Source organism: Staphylococcus sp. HMSC62B09, from assembly GCF_001839115.1.
Taxonomy (GTDB): Bacteria; Bacillota; Bacilli; order Staphylococcales; family Staphylococcaceae; genus Staphylococcus; species Staphylococcus haemolyticus.
This window is the reverse complement of record NZ_KV840089.1, coordinates 1-3,262: the sequence shown is the minus strand read 5'-3', so window position 1 is coordinate 3,262 and position 3,262 is coordinate 1. Positions and strand designations below refer to the sequence as shown.

The 3,262-nt window shown below is 26.2% G+C and carries 3 protein-coding genes; 1 reads left to right on the top strand and 2 read right to left on the bottom strand.

Annotated elements, in window-relative coordinates; translation table 11 throughout:
- Positions 1–139: 139 nt before the first annotated feature.
- The gene (gene blaI / locus HMPREF3265_RS01615; protein ID WP_001284653.1) at positions 140–520 is read right to left on the bottom strand and encodes a penicillinase repressor BlaI; all 381 of its coding nucleotides are present in this window, start codon (positions 518–520) and stop codon (positions 140–142) included.
- Entirely contained in the window at positions 510–2,267 is a 1,758-nt protein-coding gene (blaR1, locus tag HMPREF3265_RS01610) for a beta-lactam sensor/signal transducer BlaR1 (protein WP_001096386.1), read from the bottom strand. The genes blaI and blaR1 overlap by 11 nt, the downstream gene beginning before the upstream one ends.
- A gap of 106 nt (positions 2,268–2,373) precedes the next feature.
- Between blaR1 and blaZ the strand changes: the two genes are divergently transcribed.
- Positions 2,374–3,219 (top strand): penicillin-hydrolyzing class A beta-lactamase BlaZ, encoded by an 846-nt coding sequence (gene blaZ / locus HMPREF3265_RS01605; RefSeq protein WP_000733274.1) that lies wholly within the window; start codon positions 2,374–2,376, stop codon positions 3,217–3,219.
- Positions 3,220–3,262: the final 43 nt, after the last annotated feature.

Below are 3,262 nucleotides of genomic sequence, written 5' to 3'. Positions count from 1 at the left end.
AAAAAGAGAGTGTACAGAAAATGGTTATTTTCTGGACACTCTCATATTTAATAAAATATTTTAAATGTTATTAACAAAACTAATTTAATAAGAGTCAAGCATAGTTTACATATGTATTATGTTTGAAACATATCTCTAATTACTTTTTACTAATATCATTTAAAATGTCTCGCAATTCTTCAATTTCTTTGTTATTTAATTCTTCATTTTTCGCAAAATTCAGCACTAAACTTTTCATGTCCCCTCCATACAGTTTATTAAGAAAGGTTTTAGCAGTTTTCATTTTAATATCGTCTTCTTTAATATTTGATGAGTAAAAATAAATATTCTCTGATTTGTATCGTTTTATAATCTCTTTTTTATATAGTCTTGTGATTAATGTTCTAATCGTTTTATCGCTAACTTCTTTATATTTTTGAATTTCAACTACAATTTCATTAGCTGATACTGATTTTTTATCCCATATTATATTCATAACATCCCATTCAGCCATAGATATTTCAACTTGCTTATTGGCCATTTAAAACACCCATTTCTTTTAATATTTTTTCACTGATTAATTCAGCATTTTTCCCAGACGGCTTTCCATCTGATAAATGTGTAGCAAAATAATACTTATCATGATTTGTAATTACGTAACCTACAAACCACCCATTATTATACTTCCCGTTTACTATACCTGTACCTGTTTTCCCATACAGTTCATACTTTTCATTTTTCTTAATCAATAATGAAGAAGATAATTGATTCTTTGCTTTTTTACTAAAATGGTTATTTTGTTCCATCATATTTTTAAAAACTATTACTTGTTCAAGATTAGATATTTTCAAACTATCTTCCATCCAATAGCTTTTATAACTTCCCAAGTTTTCATTACCATAATTTAATTGCTTGAGTTGAGCCGCAGTATAGTTCTTTGGTATTTGATTACTAATACGTTCGAAGTACCAATTAACTGAATTTTGCATTGCTGTATTTAAATCTTGTTCCTTATTCCAAGACTCGAAAGGATAATGTTTATGATTCCATGACATACGTGAATTTTTATCACTTATGATATGATGGTCAAGTCCAAACATCGCTAAATAAATTTTATAAGTTGAATCAGGAGAATATCTCTTTCTACTTTCTTTTTCATTATAAATATAGTATTTGTCTTTCTTCATGCTGTACATGACGAAAGATCCACTATTTGAACCAAAATTTTTACTTTCATCTAAAATTTGGTGATCGTTCTGTAAGGGCTTTTTATAATTATAATCAGTTATGGATTGCCCCATCAAAAACTGGCTTTGAATTACCATGAGCAAAAAAGTAAAAATACAAATAAAAATTGGAATTAATTTGGACTGTTTTTTCAAATTGGCTTCTTTTATATTAATTAATCTTCTTTTGAGTAATGACTTTTTACCATTAAATGAATGGCTTAATATATTTTTATTAAAAAATGGAATATTTAATACGGAGTCCATAATAGATTCCGCATAAGTTTTAAATTCATTTTTGTTAATATTATTAAGAACAAATCTATCGGCTTCTACTTCATTGTCATGAATTATCTTTCTTTTTACAATATGTATTAATGGATTGTAACTCATAACAATAGAGAAGATATTAAAGATAATTAAATGTAAAGTATCTCTATTTTTAGCATGAGCATATTCATGCAATATTATATATTTTAGTCTTTTGTCAATTACACTTTTAAAATATGAACTAGGAATCAAAATAATATATTTCCCATACCAAAAAGTTATTGGAGATTGAATAGTCTCTGCTTTTCGAATCACAATATTTTTTTTATATTGATGGTTGAAAAGTATCGTATCTATTTTATTTTTTTCATTTTCGTTTAGATAAAGTGACTGTCTCTTTAAATATTTAAGATATAATAAGGATTTCAAAAATTTAAAACTTAAAATAATAACCAAAACTATCCAAATAACTGTGCAGATATTATCAATTGAATCCCAATTAAACTTATGGATATCTGTTGTGAACTCTTGAACAGGTTTGGTGGTATTTATGTTATGGTTCAAGTCGTGTGACCTACTTTCAACTGTGGGCGATTGATTATTCACATTATTAAATTTTATAAAAGAGAATTTAATTGGGATAAAAGGAATTAATCCAGCAAGCACAGTTAGATACCAAACTTTATAATTTAAACTATAATTAAAATAGCGTTTTAATATATACCTAAAAAATACTAACAATAGAAATATAAAACAAAAGCTTACTACGCTCATTATTAGTAATTTAGCCATTTTGACACCTTCTTTCAATTATTTATAATAAACAATTGACACCAATATTACAATTGTAATATTATTAATTTGTAAAAATTACAACTGTAATATTGGAGGGTTTATTTTGAAAAAGTTAATATTTTTAATTGCAATTGCTTTAGTTTTAAGTGCATGTAATTCAAACAGTTCACATGCCAAAGAGTTAAATGATTTAGAAAAAAAATATAATGCTCATATTGGTGTTTATGCTTTAGATACTAAAAGTGGTAAGGAAGTAAAATTTAATTCAGATAAGAGATTTGCCTATGCTTCGACTTCAAAAGCGATAAATAGTGCTATTTTGTTAGAACAAGTACCTTATAATAAGTTAAATAAAAAAATACATATTAACAAAGATGATATAGTTGCTTATTCTCCTATTTTAGAAAAATATGTAGGAAAAGATATCACTTTAAAAGAACTTATTGAGGCTTCAATGGCATATAGTGATAATACAGCAAACAATAAAATTATAAAAGAAATTGGTGGAATCAAAAAAGTTAAACAACGTCTAAAAGAACTAGGAGATAAAGTAACAAATCCAGTTAGATATGAGATAGAATTAAATTACTATTCACCAAAGAGCAAAAAAGATACTTCAACACCTGCTGCTTTCGGTAAGACTTTAAATAAACTTATCGCAAATGGAAAATTAAGCAAAGAAAACAAAAAATTCTTACTTGATTTAATGTTAAATAATAAAAGCGGAGATACTTTAATTAAAGACGGTGTTTCAAAAGACTGTAAGGTTGCTGATAAAAGTGGTCAAGCAATAACATATGCTTCTAGAAATGATGTTGCTTTTGTTTATCCTAAGGGCCAATCTGAACCTATTGTTTTAGTCATTTTTACGAATAAAGACAATAAAAGTGATAAGCCAAATGATAAGTTGATAAGTGAAACCGCCAAGAGTGTAATGAAGGAATTTTAATATTCTAAATGGTTCTGTTGCAAAGTTGAATTTATAGTATAAT

Bases quoted from the DNA above. Each gene is read 5' to 3' on its own strand.
- blaI (WP_001284653.1), bottom strand. From the start codon at position 520: ATGGCCAATAAGCAAGTTGAAATATCTATGGCTGAATGGGATGTTATG.
- blaR1 (WP_001096386.1), bottom strand. From the start codon at position 2,267: ATGGCTAAATTACTAATAATGAGCGTAGTAAGCTTTTGTTTTATATTT.